Source organism: Mesorhizobium sp. WSM4845 (assembly GCF_055811455.1).
The window spans coordinates 18,244-32,164 of record NZ_JBVVQA010000036.1 but is presented as its reverse complement, the minus strand read 5'-3'; the positions used below and the strand labels follow the sequence as shown (position 1 = coordinate 32,164).

General features: G+C 63.5%; 16 protein-coding genes and 1 riboswitch. Of the genes, 11 read left to right on the top strand and 5 right to left on the bottom strand.

The features are described 5' to 3' along the window. Positions 1–13 precede the first annotated feature (13 nt). Positions 14–1,426: a magnesium transporter gene (gene mgtE, locus AC0L2C_RS29150; RefSeq protein ID WP_023798879.1), complete on the top strand. Its 1,413-nt coding sequence runs from the start codon at positions 14–16 to the stop codon at positions 1,424–1,426. A gap of 136 nt (positions 1,427–1,562) precedes the next feature. Further along, the gene (locus AC0L2C_RS29145) at positions 1,563–1,949 is read left to right on the top strand and encodes a MerR family transcriptional regulator (RefSeq protein ID WP_023685221.1); all 387 of its coding nucleotides are present in this window, start codon (positions 1,563–1,565) and stop codon (positions 1,947–1,949) included. 100 nt (positions 1,950–2,049) lie between these two features. Here the strand turns inward: AC0L2C_RS29145 and AC0L2C_RS29140 are convergent, their stop codons facing one another. Then, the gene (locus AC0L2C_RS29140; RefSeq protein WP_051407790.1) at positions 2,050–2,556 is read right to left on the bottom strand and encodes a methyltransferase family protein; all 507 of its coding nucleotides are present in this window, start codon (positions 2,554–2,556) and stop codon (positions 2,050–2,052) included. Then, complete coding sequence (locus tag AC0L2C_RS29135; protein ID WP_473525064.1) at positions 2,553–3,545, bottom strand: heparan-alpha-glucosaminide N-acetyltransferase; 993 nt, start codon at positions 3,543–3,545, stop codon at positions 2,553–2,555. Before AC0L2C_RS29135 ends, AC0L2C_RS29140 begins: the two co-directional genes overlap by 4 nt. Before the next feature lie 386 nt (positions 3,546–3,931). Beyond that, a riboswitch (cobalamin riboswitch) is annotated at positions 3,932–4,141 on the top strand. Positions 4,142–4,178: 37 nt separating this feature from the next. Here AC0L2C_RS29135 and AC0L2C_RS29130 point away from each other — a divergent pair. From AC0L2C_RS29130 to cobO, 4 genes are read left to right on the top strand one after another with little or no spacing between them, the layout of a single operon-like run. Further along, positions 4,179–4,358: a CbtB domain-containing protein gene (locus AC0L2C_RS29130; RefSeq protein ID WP_023798882.1), complete on the top strand. Its 180-nt coding sequence runs from the start codon at positions 4,179–4,181 to the stop codon at positions 4,356–4,358. 15 nt (positions 4,359–4,373) lie between these two features. Beyond that, positions 4,374–5,138 carry a CbtA family protein gene (locus AC0L2C_RS29125; protein WP_128246488.1) on the top strand — a complete coding sequence of 255 codons (765 nt, stop codon included), beginning with the start codon at positions 4,374–4,376 and terminating at the stop codon, positions 5,136–5,138. A gap of 22 nt (positions 5,139–5,160) precedes the next feature. Then, the gene (gene cobU, locus AC0L2C_RS29120; RefSeq protein ID WP_473525072.1) at positions 5,161–5,658 is read left to right on the top strand and encodes a bifunctional adenosylcobinamide kinase/adenosylcobinamide-phosphate guanylyltransferase; all 498 of its coding nucleotides are present in this window, start codon (positions 5,161–5,163) and stop codon (positions 5,656–5,658) included. Position 5,659: 1 nt separating this feature from the next. After that, the gene (cobO, locus tag AC0L2C_RS29115; RefSeq protein ID WP_473525063.1) at positions 5,660–6,274 is read left to right on the top strand and encodes a cob(I)yrinic acid a,c-diamide adenosyltransferase; all 615 of its coding nucleotides are present in this window, start codon (positions 5,660–5,662) and stop codon (positions 6,272–6,274) included. A 310-nt stretch (positions 6,275–6,584) separates the two neighbouring features. Here the strand turns inward: cobO and cbiB are convergent, their stop codons facing one another. After that, a complete protein-coding gene (cbiB, locus tag AC0L2C_RS29110) occupies positions 6,585–7,553 on the bottom strand; it encodes an adenosylcobinamide-phosphate synthase CbiB (RefSeq protein ID WP_473525062.1) in 969 nt (322 codons plus the stop codon). Between cbiB and cobD the strand changes: the two genes are divergently transcribed. Then, the gene (gene cobD / locus AC0L2C_RS29105) at positions 7,552–8,592 is read left to right on the top strand and encodes a threonine-phosphate decarboxylase CobD (RefSeq protein WP_473525061.1); all 1,041 of its coding nucleotides are present in this window, start codon (positions 7,552–7,554) and stop codon (positions 8,590–8,592) included. The two genes, cbiB and cobD, sit on opposite strands and share 2 nt — an antisense overlap. A 115-nt stretch (positions 8,593–8,707) precedes the next feature. Next, a complete protein-coding gene (locus AC0L2C_RS29100) occupies positions 8,708–9,217 on the top strand; it encodes a tyrosine phosphatase family protein (RefSeq protein WP_473525060.1) in 510 nt (169 codons plus the stop codon). 283 nt (positions 9,218–9,500) lie between these two features. On the opposite strand, the gene AC0L2C_RS29095 is transcribed toward AC0L2C_RS29100, so the two are convergent. After that, a complete protein-coding gene (locus AC0L2C_RS29095; RefSeq protein WP_473525059.1) occupies positions 9,501–10,304 on the bottom strand; it encodes a creatininase family protein in 804 nt (267 codons plus the stop codon). Between the two features lie 212 nt (positions 10,305–10,516). Then, positions 10,517–10,900 (bottom strand): RidA family protein, encoded by a 384-nt coding sequence (locus AC0L2C_RS29090; RefSeq protein WP_023798891.1) that lies wholly within the window; start codon positions 10,898–10,900, stop codon positions 10,517–10,519. Positions 10,901–11,156: 256 nt separating this feature from the next. On the opposite strand from AC0L2C_RS29090, the gene AC0L2C_RS29085 reads away from it, so the two are divergent. Genes AC0L2C_RS29085 through AC0L2C_RS29075 form a run of 3 tightly spaced genes read left to right on the top strand, consistent with a single transcriptional unit; the run spans position 11,157 to position 13,839 of the window. Further along, positions 11,157–12,161, top strand: coding sequence for an ABC transporter substrate-binding protein (locus AC0L2C_RS29085; protein WP_023798892.1), 1,005 nt, complete (start codon positions 11,157–11,159; stop codon positions 12,159–12,161). 9 nt (positions 12,162–12,170) lie between these two features. Next, positions 12,171–13,001, top strand: coding sequence for an ABC transporter ATP-binding protein (locus AC0L2C_RS29080; protein ID WP_128166950.1), 831 nt, complete (start codon positions 12,171–12,173; stop codon positions 12,999–13,001). After that, entirely contained in the window at positions 12,988–13,839 is an 852-nt protein-coding gene (locus AC0L2C_RS29075) for an ABC transporter permease (protein ID WP_023798894.1), read from the top strand. The genes AC0L2C_RS29080 and AC0L2C_RS29075 overlap by 14 nt, the downstream gene beginning before the upstream one ends. Positions 13,840–13,921 lie beyond the last annotated feature (82 nt).

Sequence of the window (13,921 nt, the reverse complement as noted above, 5' to 3'; positions counted from 1 at the left end):
GCGGGAGGCGCTTGTGGAAGGCCAGGACGAACAGACGACCGGCGCCAGGACCGCTGAGGACAGCGCCGACATCTATGGCGAGGATGGCGCCATTCTGTCGTCGTTCCTTGCCCAGATCGGCGCCGCGATCGCCGATCGCGACACGCTGACGCTAAAGCGTGAAGTCGACGACCTGCACCAATCGGAACTCGGCGACCTGATCGAGGCGCTTCATCCAGAACAGCGCCGCGCGCTGGTCGAATTGTTGGGCGCCGACTTCGATTTTTCCGCGCTGACCGAGGTCGACGAGGCTATCCGCCGCGACATCGTCGACAGCCTGCCCAACGCCCAGATTGCCCAGGGGGTGCAGGACCTCGATTCCGACGACGCGGTCTACATTCTCGAGGATCTCGAAAAGGAAGACCAGGACGAGATCCTGTCGCAACTGCCGTTCACCGAGCGGATCAGGCTGCGCCGCTCGCTCGACTATCCCGAAGAGACCGCCGGCCGCCGCATGCAGACCGAGTTCGTCGCGGTGCCGCCATTCTGGACGATCGGCCAGACCATCGACTACATGCGCGAGGACAACAACCTTCCCGACCGCTTCAGCCAGATTTTCGTCATCGATCCGAGCTTCAAGCTGCTCGGCGCCATCGACCTCGACCAGATCCTGCGCACCAAGCGCTCGATCAAGGTCGAAGAGGTGATGCATGAGACCAGGCACGCCATTCCGGCGACGATGGACCAGGAAGAGGCGGCACGCGAATTCGAACAATACGACCTTCTCTCCGCTGCCGTCGTCGACGAGAACGAGCGGCTGGTCGGCGTGCTGACCATCGACGACGTGGTCGACGTCATCCAGCAGGAAGCCGAGGAGGATCTGCTGCGCATGGGCGGTGTCGGCGACGAAGAATTGTCGGACAGCATCCTTTCGACCTCGCGCTCGCGCGTTCCGTGGCTGCTCGTCAACCTTTTGACGGCGTTCCTGGCGGCCTCGGTGATCGGCCTGTTCGACCGCACGATCGAGCACATCGTGGCGCTGGCCGTGCTGATGCCGATCGTCGCGGGCATGGGCGGCAATGCCGGCTCGCAGACCATGACGGTCACGGTGCGGGCGCTGGCGACCAGGGACCTCGACATCTACAACGCCGGCCGCATCATCCGCCGCGAGATGGGGGTGGGATTCATCAACGGCATCATCTTCGCCATCCTGATCGGCATCGTCGCGGCCGCCTGGTTCCGCGATCCCAATCTGGGCGGCATCATCGCCGCGGCGATGATCATCAACATGTTCGTGGCCGCACTGGCCGGCATCCTGATCCCGCTGCTGCTCGATCGGTTCAAGATCGACCCGGCCGTGGCTTCGGCGGTTTTCGTCACGACCGTCACCGACGTTGTTGGCTTCTTTGCCTTTCTCGGCCTCGCCACATGGTGGTTCGGCGTGTGAGCGACGCCCACTCAATTGACTTTTACGTAAATGCCATGCGAGATTTTGGAACAGCCTCTGGCCGATTCTGACACGCGTGCGGATAGCGAGGCCGCATGGTTGGAACTCGTAGCGCGGCCGGGCATTTGGAGTGATGATGCGGGAATATTATTCGATAACCGAACTGACCCGCGAATTCGATGTTTCGACGCGGACGCTGCGCTTCTACGAGGACGAGGGGCTGGTGCAGCCGGTACGGCGCGGCCGCACGCGGCTGTTTCGCCCGTCGGACCGGCACCTCATCCGCCAGATCATGCGCGGCAAGAGGCTCGGCTTTTCGATCAACGAGATCCGCGAAATCATCCAGATGTACAAGGAGCCGCCCGGCGAGGTCGGTCAGCTCAACCTGATGATCAAGCGCATCGAGGAAAAGCGCGAGGATCTGCGCCAGAAGCGCCGCGACCTCGAAGAAACCTTGGCTGAACTGGACCAGGCCGAGGAATCCTGCGTCGAGCGGCTGGTGGAGCTCGGCGTCAACACCTGATCGGCCTTTTTGATAATTCTACTCTGGGGGCCAGCCAGCGTGGCTTTCTGCGCTTCCGGTGCTCACCTACTCAAATGTACGCTCCGCTCCGGTTGCCGCCTCAAATCCAGCGGCGCACCCTTTTTGCGTAATCCCGGTATTTCTTGCCGAATTTCGTTGCCAGAACTTTTTCCTCGCCCTCGATCGCCATTTTCTGCGTTGCGAAGGCGGCGATGATCGCCAGCGGCAGGAACCATACGTTCCCCGAGATAAGGGCAACGCCGATCATCAGCAGCGTGTTGGCCAGATAGATCGGATTGCGGCTGACGGCGAAGGGGCCCGATGTAACCAGATGGTCCGGCACGGCGTTCGGGTGGAGCGTCGTCTTTGCCCGGATCATGATGCGGATCGCCGTGAACCAGAGTGCGACGACGCCGAACAATGCCACCCAGCCGGCCGCGAACAGGATGTCGCCCAAAAGGCCGCCGATCCATGGCAGCGGATAAAGCAAGCCAAGCGCGATGCTGACGGCGATGGCCGCGACATAGATCAGCGGCGGCCACGGTATAAACCCCGGTTTCTGCTGTCCCGGTTTCTGTTGGCCCGGTTTCTGCTGATGGTCGGTCATTGTGCTCCTCCCTCCATCAAAGTGCCGTCGGCCTTGGCAGTGCAGGCGCCGGCGAGCTCGTCGAGATGCGCCTTCCATTCCGCAGCCTGGTCGTTGCGGTAGAGCCGATCAAGCGTGGCCTCGCCCTCGAGCGTATCGAGCATGCAGACACAATAGCTGCTGCAGAACTCCGTGTCGCGCGATTGCTCGCACGATGCCTGGCATTTTTTCAGGAAGGTGACCTGCCTGGTTTCGACGGCTGCCGGCATGACTTGCGAAATCAGCCAGACCGAGCCGATCAGCACCGGCTGGTGGATCAGATAGAAGGCGAGGCTGTGCCGGCCGATAAAGACCAGCGGATTAGTCCAGCGGCCGGGCGTTAGGCCCGCCAGCCGCGTCAGCATGCCGGAGGCGAAGGCAAGCTTTGCCGCTGCGATGCCGGCAAGCACAGCGCCGAACCATGGAAACAGCGGGACATAATCGTTGGAGCGCGGGTTGGTTGCCGACAGGCCGACCCACCACAGGGCCGGATGATCGAAGATCTCGGACCTGAGGTAGAGCGGCGCGGTGATGACGAAAGCTGCGACAACCAGCGTCAGCAGCGCCGGCAGCCGCAGAAACGCCAGGCCGAGCAGGCTGGCGAGCGCGATCTCGTGCAGGATGCCGAAGAAGATGAAACTGTCGGGTGTGGCAAGCCTGGTGGCGGCCGATATGGCGAGCGCCGCCCCGCCGACCATGGCGAAGCGTTTCCAGAAGCCGTTCCAGCGGATTTGCTTGCCATGGGCGAGGAACAGGCTGACGCCGACCAGGAACAGGAAGGTCGAAGCGATGCAGCGCGCGTAGAATTTCCACCAGCCAAAGGCGGTCAGGCCGGGATCGGTGTAGCCGAAGAATTCGAGATCCCAGGTGAAATGGTAGCTCGCCATGGCAAGCAAAGCGATGCCGCGGGCGACGTCGATGGCGATGATGCGCCTGGATCGGTCCTGAACGGCCGGCGTAGGAATGGTCATGGTCTCGCAATTCTGATTCAGTGCTGCAAGACGACTATCATGGTTGCCCCGGACAAAAGAAGACAGGGCCCATTGATGCCCAGGGCTTAGGCTAAAGCGCCGTATGCCGCTCGCAGCCAGTGGTCGAGGCCGGCGCCGCCCCTCATTGCCCTGCCGGGCATTTCTCCCCGTAAACGGGGCGAAAGAAGCTGGCCGCAATGCCGGCGCCCTTCTTGCAACGCTGGTGATTGGCGAAACCATCGATGACAGCGCCCCGGGGCAGCGCGGACGATCGGCTTTCAACCTGTCAAGATCGCGGCGTCGAGGAACCAAGCTGGTCTGCCGGCACGGCGCATTCGCGCTGCTAGCTGGCGGAATTTGGTTTGCCGGGCGCGGCGATTCTGCCTATAGTCGCAGCCGTCGTCGGTTCCGTTTTGGAACCAAGAGGGAATGCGGTAGGGGCAAAATTCGCCCGATGCCGTGGCTGCCCCCGCAACTGTGTGCGGTAGTCCTCTCCATATGCCACTGAAGATTTTCTTCGGGAAGAGCTTCTTCGGGAAGGTGGGGAAGGGCGCTGATCCGCGAGCCAGGAGACCTGCCGGCGACAGGAGAACTGACTTCTATGCCCTCGGGTGGAGGGCGAAAGGACAAGACATGAATACCGCTTCCGTCTCGCTCGGCGCTTCCGTTTCCTCGCAGTCGCGCTTTGTGCAGTTGGCGCTTGCTGCATTTCTCGGCGTTTTCGTCATGGGCTTTGTCGGCTTCTCGCATATCGATGCGGTCCACAATGCCGCTCACGACTATCGCCATTCGATGGGCTTTCCCTGCCACTGACGAGGGGCTGACACCATGACACTGTTTCGCAACGTCGTGTTCATCGCGGCGATCGCAGGGCTAGTGGCCGGCGTCGTTCTCGCCTGCATGCAGGCCTACGCCACCGTGCCACTGATCCTCAAGGCGGAAGTCTACGAACAGGCCGGCGGTGGTCACACGCATGACCATGGTTTGTCGCCGGCCGCAGCAGGCAGCAATGCCATGAGCAGCGCCGTGCCGGCTGAAGCAGCCACCGCGGAAGAGGAAGGCTGGGCGCCGGCCGATGGCTTCGAGCGCTTCGCTTTCAACGTCGTTGCCAACGTCGTCACCGGCATCGGCTTTGCGCTGATCCTGGTCGCCGCTTCGGAATTCGCCGGCGGCATCGGCAATTGGCGACAGGGCCTGTTCTGGGGCCTTGCCGGCTTCGCCGTGTTCACGCTGGCCCCGAACCTCGGCCTGCCGCCCGAACTGCCGGCGATGCCGGCGGCCGATCTCGCCCAGCGCCAGATCTGGTGGACGGCGACCGTGGTGGCGACGGCTGCCGGTCTCGGGCTGCTCGCCTTTCGCAAATCGCTGCCGCTGGCCCTCCTTGCCGTAGCGTTGATCGTCGCGCCGCATATTGTCGGCGCGCCGCAGCCCGAAAGTTTCGAATCGCCGATCCCGGAAGGCCTGCACCACCAGTTCGTGGTGGCGGTGACGCTGACCAATCTGGTGTTCTGGCTGGTGCTCGGCGCTGTCGTCGGCGTGGTGCGCGGCCGCTTGACCGGCGCCGCAACCGGCCTGCGCGACAGCCTTGCCTGATCGCGCTGCTCCAGGCAGCAAGCTGACCCTGGTCGTCGGCGGTGCACGCTCGGGCAAGAGCGCGCATGCCGAAAGCCTGGTGAAGGCCTGTCCGGCGCCGTGGACCTACATCGCCACGGCGCAAGCCTATGATGACGAGATGCGCGAACGCATCGCGCTGCACCGGGCGCGGCGCGGCGACGGCTGGACGACGATCGATGCGCCGCTCGATCTCGTCGGCGCGATCGGGGCGCTGCGTGACGGCCGGCCCGTCCTGATCGACTGCCTGACGCTGTGGCTGTCCAACCATATGCTGGCCGAACGCGACATTGAGGCCGAATGCCGAGGGCTGGCGGATGTGTTGTCGCGGCCGCGCGGGCCGTGGTTCGTGGTTTCCAACGAGGTCGGGCAAGGCATCGTGCCCGACAATGCGCTTGCCCGCCGGTTTCGCGATGCCGCCGGCCGGCTCAACCAGCAGGTCGCCGCCGTCGCCGGCACGGTGCTGCTGATGGTGGCGGGACTGCCGCTCAAGGTGAAGTGATATGACCGATATCGACGACAGGGACGAGCAACGCCACCGCGCAAAGATGGCCAAGCGCAAGGCGGTGCAGGACGCCGAGGTCGCGGCCAAGACGGTCAAGAAGGGACTGCTGATCGTCAACACCGGGCCCGGCAAGGGCAAAACCACTGCCGCCTTCGGGCTGGCGCTGAGGATGCTCGGCTACGGCAGGCGCGTCGGCGTCGTCCAGTTCATCAAGGGCAAATGGCATACCGGCGAGAAGGACGCCTTTGCCGCTTTCGGCGACCGGGTCGTCTGGCACACGATGGGCGAGGGTTTTACCTGGGAAACGCAGGATCTGAAGCGCGACATCGCCGCCGCCGAGGCTGCCTGGGCCAAGGTGCTCGAGCTGATGGCCGATCCATCGATCAGCCTGCTGGTGCTCGACGAATTGAACATCGCGCTGCGCTACGACTATCTCGATCTCGACACGGTGGTGGCGGCGCTGAAGGGCCGCCGCGAAAACCTGCATATCGTCGTCACCGGCCGCAACGCCAAGCCGGCGCTGGTCGAGGCGGCCGATCTGGTCACCGAGATGGGCGTAACCAAGCATCACTTTTCCGCCGGCGTGAAAGCGCAGCAGGGCATAGAGTTCTGAGGTTTCGTTCGCGCGAGGGACAGGGCAATGCTTCGGGCAGACGATGCATCCAACTCATGTTGAAATGGCTAATCGTCGATCTCTGCGCCGCCCCTCATTGCCCTGCCGGGCATTTCTCCCCGTATAGTGACGGGGAGAAAGGACGACTTCGCAGAGGATTTCGCCAATGTCCAGCGTTGCGTAAAGGGTGCTGAGGGTCGCGGCAAGCCCCTTCTCCCCGTCACTATACGGGGAGAAGGTGCCGGCAGGCGGATGAGGGGCAGCGCCAACCTGAAGCGATTGCCCTGAAGCAGCACATATTTGTTCGACGTCACGCAACGATTACGATCACCGACAGCAAGCCGAACAGTCCCATCAGCAGAAAGTCGGCAACCTGATAGAGTCTTAGCGCTCGTCTGATGTCCACGCTCTCGACATCGCGGCGGCCGCCTTCGCCCATGAACGCGTCGTCGACCATGATGCCGTCGTAGGAGCGCGGCCCGGCCAGCGCCAGGCCGAGCGCGCCGGCCATCGCTGCTTCAGGCCAGCCGGCATTGGGCGAGCGGTGCTTTTTCGCGTCGCGCCGCACGGTGCGCCAGGCGTTGCCGGCATCGGCGTCTTTGACGAGGAAGGCGGCCAGCACGATAAGCAGTGCGGTCAGCCGCGACGCCGGCAGGTTGATCAGATCGTCGAAGCGCGCGGCCGCCCTGCCGAAGGCCTCGTGGCGCGGCGTGCGGTGGCCGATCATCGAATCGGCGGTATTGGCGGCCTTGTAGGCGACGCCGCCGGCCAGCCCGCCGACGCCGATCCAGAAGACCGGCGCGACGACGCCGTCGGAAAAATTCTCGGCCAGGCTTTCGATCGCCGCGCGGCAGACGCCGGCTCTGTCAAGCTTTTCCGGATCGCGGCCAACGATCTGTGAGACGGCAACACGACCGATGTCGAGTCCGCCATTGTCGAGCCCGTCGGCCACCGCCTCGACATGCTCGGCCAGGCTCTTCTGCGACAGCAGCGATGTCGCCAGGAGCACGGTGAGGATCAATCCGGCTGGAATGCCCGCAAGCATGGTTTCCACAGCGAAAGCGATGGTGGCCGGCACCAGCACGATGATCAGCAGCGCATGAACACCGCGCCGGCGGCGCAGGGCGTCGGAATCAGTATCGCGGTTGAGCCTGCGGTCGAGAAAGGATATCAGCCTGCCGAACCAGGTGACGGGGTGGCCGATCGCGCCGAGCAGCCAGCTGGGATAGCCGACAGCGAATTCAACAAGCAGTGACAGGAAAGCGATCAGGATCGACATGAAGTCTCTTGATAGAGCGGCGGCAGTGGTGGATCACGGCGGAAGCCTTGGCCGGGCGAGGGCGCTTTTTCCGCATGCGCCGCAGCCCTTCGTCGACCTCTCGACCGGTATCAATCCGCACTCCTATCCGTTTTTCGAGCTGCCCGCCACCGCCCTGTCGAGATTGCCGGAAGCTGCGCGGGTCCGTGATCTGGCCGATGTCGCGGCGAGCGCCTATGGCGCACCATCGGCGGCCAATGTGGTGGCAGCGCCGGGCACGCAGATCCTGTTGCCGCGCGTCGCTTCGCTGGTCAGCCCCGGCAAGGCGCTGGTGCTCGGGCCGACCTATGCCGAGCATCAGCGGGCAGCGGCCATCGCCGGCCATGCGGCGATGGAGGTCGACGATTTCGAGGCCCTGGCAGGAGCCGACCTTGCCATCGTCGTCAACCCCAACAATCCGGACGGTCGCATCGTCGAGCGCGAGAAGCTGCTTGCGCTTGCCGAACGATTGCGCGCCAGAGGCGGGCTGCTGGTCGTCGACGAGGCGTTCATGGATGTCGGCCCGCTTGGCGAGAGCCTGGCCGGCGATGTCGAGCATGGCGGCATCGTCGTGCTGCGCTCCTTCGGCAAGTTTTTTGGCCTTGCCGGCCTGCGGCTCGGCTTTGCATTGGCCGACGCACTGACGGTCGAACGGCTGGAGGCGCAGTTCGGGCCGTGGGCGGTTGCCGGTCCGGCGCTCGAATATGGCATCCGTGCGATTGCCGACAGCGGCTGGCAGGCCGAGATGCGGCACCGTCTGGCCAGGGATGCAGCGCGGCTCGATGCGCTGTTCGGCCGCTTCGGCGTTGCTGTTGCCGGCGGCACCACCCTGTTCCGCTATGTCAGGCTGGCGGACGCCGCCGGTCTGTTTTCGGCGCTTGGCGAGCGCGGCATCCTGCTTCGGCATTTTCCCGGCCGGCCGGAGGTGCTGCGCGCCGGGCTGCCGGGACCTGACGAGGAATGGCGGCGGCTCGAATCGGCTCTTGCCGACTGGTCGCAACAGCGCGACGATGGGGCCTAAAGCGCGTCAGAATTGAACGGACTCATGCGACGCGCTTTAAGTTCTTCTTTTTATGCATGTCGTTATCGCAAAACCACTGCGCACTTTTGCGCGACATGCACTGGGAGCTCAACCAATGATCCATGTCTGTTCGCTGTCGAAAATCGAGGAAACCGTCGCGAAGACCGGGGCCGAGCGGCTGCTTTCGCTGCTGGCTGCCGGCACCGAGGTGACGCGGCCGGCGTCGATCGCCCGGGAGAACCATCTGCACCTGGTCATGCACGATATCGCGGTGGCGCAGGAGGGCATGACCATGCCGGGTGAGGAGCATGTTCGCAACCTGCTCGATTTCGCGCGCCGATGGGATCGTGCAAGGCCGCTGGTCGTGCATTGCTATGCCGGTATCAGCCGGTCGACGGCCTCGGCCTACATCATCGCGGCGGCATTGGCGCCGCAGCGCTGCGAGGTCGAGTTGGCTGAGACGCTGCGTGCACTGTCGCCCACGGCGACACCCAACCCGCGGCTGATCGCGGTCGCCGACGCGCTGCTCGATCGCAACGGCCGCATGACCCGTGCGATCGAGGCGATCGGGCGCGGCGCCGAGGCCTTCGAAGGCACGCCTTTCGAGCTGAAGATCGACGGCTGATTCCTAGTCTTGAGGACAGTTGTTTGAGCCACCAAGCCACCAAGCAACCTACTCGTGCTTTGATCGCTGCAGGTATTGGCGACGTCGGCGCTGCCCCTCATCTGCCTGCCGGCATCTTCTCCCCGCATAGTGACGGGGAGAAGGGGCTGGCCGCAGCGCTGGCGCCTTTTTTGCAATGCCGGCGATTGGCGAAAACATTGATGAGGGCGCCCCCTCGCCCCGTTTACGGGGAGAGGATGCCGGCAGGCAGGTGAGGGGCGGCGCGGCGCTGGCGAAAAGCCTCCTAGGCCAGCCAATTTGCAAGCTTGGCCTTGCGCACGTCCTTCAACAGGCTGATGAAACCGTCGGCTTGATGGTTGGCGGTCAGCCGGCCCTTTTCGGCCGTTGCAATGCTGGCGTCGCCGACCACGCCGTTCGGGTTGAGATCGGTGGCGATCCAGGCGAAGGCGTGCGTTCCGGTGTGGCGCAGCAGCGAAAATTGCTTTTCGGCGCGGGCGACGTTGGACACGAAATTGTCGGCCTTTGCCATGTCGACGAGATCCGGCCGGAAATGCAGCATCAGCGAGGTCTCGACATCGCCGCCATGGATGCCGTGGCTATCCTCAAGCTCGGTGTACAAGCCGGCCGGCCGGCCAAAGCGCTGCCAGCTCGTCTTCACCGCCAGCATCTTTGCCCGCACGCGCAATTCTCGCGTCATGATGCCCATGATCTCCTCGTTGCCGCCATGCGAGTTGACGACGATCAGCTTCCTTAACCCGGCCCGTGCGACCGACAGGCCAAGCTCGGTCCAGGCCTCGATCAAGGTCGCCGCCGGCAATGTAAGGGTTCCCGGCGCATGCAGGTGCTCGTTCGACTTGCCCACCGCCTGGACCGGCAGGATGCGGATGTCGAGATCGCCAGGCAGGCGCGCGATCACCGTTTCGAGCATGCCGTTCATGATCGAGGTGTCAGTCGAAACCGGCAGATGCGGCCCGTGCTGTTCGATCGCCGCCACCGGCACAACTGCGATTGTCGCCTCCGGGTCGATGGTGGCGTATTCTGTGGTCCGATAGTCGCCCCACCACACGCGTTTCGTTGCAACGGTCATTTTGAAACCTCGAGCAAACTGGCGGCGTTGGCGCTGCCCCTCACCCGTACCCTCTCCCCGTATAGAGACGGGGAGAGGGGGGCGCCAGCGTTGGAGCGCTTCCCTTCTCCCCGTCACTATACGGGGAGAAGGTGCCGGCAGGCGGATGAGAGGCAGCACCAGCCTTTGTCGTGTAACTGGAGATCAACGGCCTGTCGATTCCAGCCGGCTCCTCACCCTGCCGCGACGACCTCGATCTCGACCTTGAATTCCGGCCGCGCGAAGCCGGACACGATCATTAGCGTCGATGCCGGCGCCGGGCTGGTGAACAGGCGATCGCGAACGTTCATATAGGGTTTCAGAAAGACGCGATCGGTGACATAGGCGTTGATGCGCACGATGTCGGAAAGTCCAAGCCCGGCGTCGCCGAGAATCGCTGCGATGTTTTGAAAACAGAGCTCGGCCTGCGCGCCGGCATCCTCCGGGATCTGATCGTCCACAGTGATGGCGACCTGGCCAGAACACAGCACCAGCCGCTTGCCGGGCGGCACCTCGACGCCATGGCTGTAGCGGGCAAAGGGCGGCTTGATCGACTTCGGCGTCAGGAATTTGAACATGAAAATCTCCGGTCTGACTGCCAGAGTAAAGCCGGATCAGGCGAGCCTTCAAGATGCAGTGCATACTATCAGGGCGATTATGGACAGGCGTTCAAAAAATAGGCACGATGCCCCCGGTACGGCATGACCAGTCCGGCTTTCGCGCCCCACTGTTGCGCAAGGCGGGCGGTCCGGGCGATGGCATGTGTCTTGCTTCTTCGATCGATGGTGTCGAGCCCGGCGCGCGGCGCGCCGGAGTCAACTGAGGGTGGTGTGAATGGACGGAAAACTCAAGATTTCGGCTGGCGCGATCGTGCTGCTTGCCGCAAGCACGCTGAACGCGGCAGCAAACGAGAAGATCACCTTCGGCACCAACTGGCTCGCCCAGGCCGAGCACGGCGGCTATTATCAGGCGGTGGCTGATGGCACCTATGCCGCCTGCGGGCTCGACGTGACGATCATGCAAGGTGGACCGCAGGTCAGCGGCCGGCCGCTGCTGCTTGCCGGCAAGATCGACTTCTACATGGGCGGCAACATGCTGCAGGCCTTCGATGCCGTGCAGCAGGAGATTCCGCTGCGCGTCGTCGCCGCCTCGTTCCAGAAAGAGCCGCAGGTGATCATGAGCCATCCGGGTCAGGGGCTCGACAGATGGGAGGATCTGAAGAATGCGGACCAGTACATTATTGGCGACGAAGGTGCACAGAGCTACTTCCAGTGGATGATCACGGAGTTCGGCTTCGATCCGGCCAAGCGCGTGCCCTATACGTTCAACCCCGCACCTTTCATCGCCAATCCGAAGTCGATCCAGCAAGGCTACGTGACCTCGGAGCCCTTCGCCGTCGCCAAGGAAGGCGGCTTCCAGCCCAATCTGTTCCTGCTCGCCGACTACGGCTTCGACACCTATGCGACGACGATCGAGACCATGCAGGCAACGATCGACAAGCGGCCGGAGGTGGTCCAATGCTTTGTCGATGGCTCGGCCAAGGGTTGGTACAACTATCTCTACGGCGACAACGCTGCCGCCAACGCGGCGATCAAGAAGGACAACCCCGACATCAGCGACGAGCAGATCGCGTTCTCGATCGAGCAGATGAAGAAATTCGGCATCGTCGATTCCGGCGATACGGAAAAACTCGGCATCGGCGCGATGACCGACGCGCGCATCCAGAGCTTCTACGACAAGATGGTCAAGGCCAAGGTCGTGCCGGCCGACGTCGACATCAAAAAGTCCTACACACTGGCCTTCGTCAACAAGGGCGTCGGGATCGACCTGAAGAAATAGCACCCGGGCATGATGCAGGAGAAAGTGGCGCAAGCGCCGGCAAGCGCATCGGGCAAAGGTCCGATGCTGCTGGCGCTGCGCGGCGTCGGCAAAGTCTTTTCCAACGGCGTGACAGCGCTCAGCGACGTCGACCTGACGATCCGGGAAGGCGACTTCCTCAGCCTTCTCGGCCCGTCCGGCTGTGGCAAGTCAACGGCCTTGCGCCTCATCGCCGGTCTTGCAACGCCGACCTCCGGCCTGCTCGACTGGCGCGGCAGCAGCGCTGCCGATCGCTCTGACATCGGCTTCGTCTTCCAGGAACCGACGCTGCTGCCGTGGGCCGACGTCTTCGACAATGTCTGGCTGCCGCTCAGGCTGAAGGGCATGTCGCGGGCCAAGGCTGCGCCTGTCGTGATGGAGATGCTGGCGCGGGTTCATCTGACCGGCTTCGAGAAAGCCGTGCCGCGCGAATTGTCCGGCGGCATGAAGATGCGCGTCTCGATCGCCCGCGCCATGGTGACCAAGCCGCGCGTGCTTTTGATGGACGAGCCATTTGCGGCATTGGACGAGATCACCCGCTTCAAGCTCAACAACGATCTTCTGGAACTGTGGCAGGACGAGCGTTTTACCGTCGTCTTCGTCACCCACAGCGTCTTCGAAAGCGTTTTCCTCTCCAGCCGCGTCGTCGTCATGGCGGCGCGGCCGGGCAGGGTCTTCAAAGAACTCGCCATCGATGCGTCCTATCCGCGCAACGAAGCCTTCCGCACCTCGCCCGCCTATGCCGCGCTCTGCCGCCAGGCGTCCGATGTGCTGATCGGCGCCATCAACTCAACCGCCGGACCGCATCATGACGGCCATTGATCATACTGCCGTAACCCTGGATCCAGAGGAGGCGCGTCGCGTGCGCCAGGAGCGGCTCGAGCGGATCGGCCGATGGCTGCTGCCGCTGGCGATCATGGTCCTGGCGATCTGGCTGTGGGACCGCATCTGCGTCTGGAACGACATCCCGAAATATATCCTGCCGCGCCCCGCTGTGGTGCTGCAAACGCTGTTCGACGATGCCGGGCTGCTGTTCTCCTCGCTGCTGGTGACGCTCAGGATCACCTTTCTCAGCCTGCTTCTGGCCGTCATCGGCGGTGTCGGGCTGGCGGTGCTGTTTACGCAATCGAAATGGGTCGAGATGTCGTTCTTCCCGTTTGCGATCGTGCTGCAGGTGACGCCGATCGTCGCGATCTTCCCGCTGATCAACATCTATGTCGACAACCAGACGACGAAGCTTCTGCTGTGTGCCTGGATCGTCGCCTTCTTCCCGATTCTGTCCAACACGACGCTCGGCCTCAACTCCGTCGACCGCAACCTGCGCGACATGTTCAAGCTCAACGGCGCAACCCGCTGGCAGCAATTGCGCTATCTGCGCCTGCCGGCGGCGATGCCGTATTTCCTCGGCGGGCTGAAGATCGCCGGCGGCCTGTCGCTGATCGGCGCGGTGGTGGCGGAGTTCGTCGCCGGGGCCCAGGGACAGTCGTCGGGGCTGGCTTCGCGCATCATCGAGGCCGGTTACCGGCTCAACGCACCGCGGCTGTTTGCGGCGCTGATCCTGATCTCGTTCACCGGCATTTTGATCTTCCTGGTGCTGTCGCTGATCTCGCACCTGATCCTGCGACGCTGGCACGAGAGTGCGCTGAAGCAGGAGCGATGATGATGTTGTGTGTTCAAGGCAAAAACTGCCTGGCGTCCTTTTCGTCGTTGGCGCTGCCCCTTATCGCCCTGCCGGGCACTTC

Bases quoted from the DNA above. Each gene is read 5' to 3' on its own strand.
- cobD (WP_473525061.1), top strand. From the start codon at position 7,552: ATGAAGTCTCTTGATAGAGCGGCGGCAGTGGTGGATCACGGCGGAAGC.
- AC0L2C_RS29140 (WP_051407790.1), bottom strand. From the start codon at position 2,556: ATGACCGACCATCAGCAGAAACCGGGCCAACAGAAACCGGGACAGCAG.
- AC0L2C_RS29100 (WP_473525060.1), top strand. From the start codon at position 8,708: ATGATCCATGTCTGTTCGCTGTCGAAAATCGAGGAAACCGTCGCGAAG.
- AC0L2C_RS29135 (WP_473525064.1), bottom strand. From the start codon at position 3,545: ATGACCATTCCTACGCCGGCCGTTCAGGACCGATCCAGGCGCATCATC.
- AC0L2C_RS29095 (WP_473525059.1), bottom strand. From the start codon at position 10,304: ATGACCGTTGCAACGAAACGCGTGTGGTGGGGCGACTATCGGACCACA.
- AC0L2C_RS29125 (WP_128246488.1), top strand. From the start codon at position 4,374: ATGACACTGTTTCGCAACGTCGTGTTCATCGCGGCGATCGCAGGGCTA.
- AC0L2C_RS29145 (WP_023685221.1), top strand. From the start codon at position 1,563: ATGCGGGAATATTATTCGATAACCGAACTGACCCGCGAATTCGATGTT.
- AC0L2C_RS29085 (WP_023798892.1), top strand. From the start codon at position 11,157: ATGGACGGAAAACTCAAGATTTCGGCTGGCGCGATCGTGCTGCTTGCC.
- cbiB (WP_473525062.1), bottom strand. From the start codon at position 7,553: ATGTCGATCCTGATCGCTTTCCTGTCACTGCTTGTTGAATTCGCTGTC.
- AC0L2C_RS29080 (WP_128166950.1), top strand. From the start codon at position 12,171: ATGATGCAGGAGAAAGTGGCGCAAGCGCCGGCAAGCGCATCGGGCAAA.
- cobO (WP_473525063.1), top strand. From the start codon at position 5,660: ATGACCGATATCGACGACAGGGACGAGCAACGCCACCGCGCAAAGATG.
- AC0L2C_RS29130 (WP_023798882.1), top strand. From the start codon at position 4,179: ATGAATACCGCTTCCGTCTCGCTCGGCGCTTCCGTTTCCTCGCAGTCG.
- AC0L2C_RS29075 (WP_023798894.1), top strand. From the start codon at position 12,988: ATGACGGCCATTGATCATACTGCCGTAACCCTGGATCCAGAGGAGGCG.
- AC0L2C_RS29090 (WP_023798891.1), bottom strand. From the start codon at position 10,900: ATGTTCAAATTCCTGACGCCGAAGTCGATCAAGCCGCCCTTTGCCCGC.